We start from the raw sequence: 1,142 nt of genomic DNA on the forward strand, positions 1-1,142 counted from the left end.
CATGATGATCGGCCGTGCTGTTGAGACTGGTGTACCTGGGTATGACGAACGCCTTCGCGATGCTGCGACTGCTGCCGATGAGCGACCGGGAGAAGGATGTCGAGATCCTGGCCCTGCGTCATCAGATTGCCGTCCTGGAGCGGCATCTGGACGGGCAGCGGGTCCGATTCGACGCCGGCGACCGGGCGTTCCTGGCGTCGCTGCTCCACGGTCTGCCAAGGGGAGTGCTGCGCCGGATGCGACTGCTGGTCCGGCCGGACACGGTCCTGCGCCGGCACCGCGACCTGATCGTCCGCCGACACGCCGCACGGTCCCGGCCCAAGCGCGGCGGCCGACCGCGCACCGTGCGCTCGATCCGCGTGCTGGTCCTGCGCCTGGCCAGGGAGAATCCCAACTGGGGCTACCGGAGGGTGCATGGCGAACTACTCGTGCTCGGGGTGAAGGTGGCCGCGTCCACGATATGGGAGATCTTGAAGGAGGCCGGGATCGAACCGGCACCCCAACGAGCTTCCAGTACCTGGGCCGGCTTCCTGCGCTCCCAGGCCGACGCCCTGCTGGCCTGGGACTTTTTCGAAACCGTCACCCTGTCCGGGGCCCGCTTGTACGTGTTCGCCGCGATCGAGCATGCCAACCGCCGGATCCATGTCCTGGGCGCCACCGCGCATCCGACCGCGTCCTGGGTGGCTCAGGCCGCGAGGAATCTCGTCATGGACCTGGAGGACGCCGGGTGCCGGGTGCGTTACCTCATCCGGGACCGGGACGGCAAGTTCCCCGAGCTCTTCGACACTGTCCTGAACGACGCGGGCATCCAGGTGGTGCTCAGCGGCGTCCGGATGCCGAGAATGAACTCGATTATGGAGCGGTGGGTGCAGAGCTGCCGGGGCGAGCTGCTGGACCGCACGTTGATCTGGAATCAGCGGCATCTGCTCCACGCCTTGCGCGCGTTCGAACAGTTCCACAACTCCCACCGGCCGCATCAGGGCATCGCGAATGCCCGCCCGCTGTATCCGTTGCCCACGCCGATCACTGATCCGGACGAGATCGCCCGCCTCGACATACGCCGCCGCGATCGCCTCGGCGGCACCCTCCACGAGTACCACCATGCGGCCTGACCTGCATGGACGAGATTTTCGGCAAGGGCA

General features: G+C 67.3%; 1 protein-coding gene. It reads left to right on the forward strand.

Annotated features, from left to right (window positions below):
• Nucleotides 1-14 precede the first annotated feature (14 nt).
• The gene (locus C1I97_RS37625) at nucleotides 15-1,112 is read left to right on the forward strand and encodes an integrase core domain-containing protein (RefSeq protein ID WP_111007331.1); all 1,098 of its coding nucleotides are present in this window, start codon (nucleotides 15-17) and stop codon (nucleotides 1,110-1,112) included.
• The last annotated feature ends 30 nt before the right edge of the window (nucleotides 1,113-1,142 follow it).

Source organism: Streptomyces sp. NTH33 (assembly GCF_003236365.1).
In the GTDB taxonomy this organism is placed as follows: Bacteria; Actinomycetota; Actinomycetes; order Streptomycetales; family Streptomycetaceae; genus Streptomyces.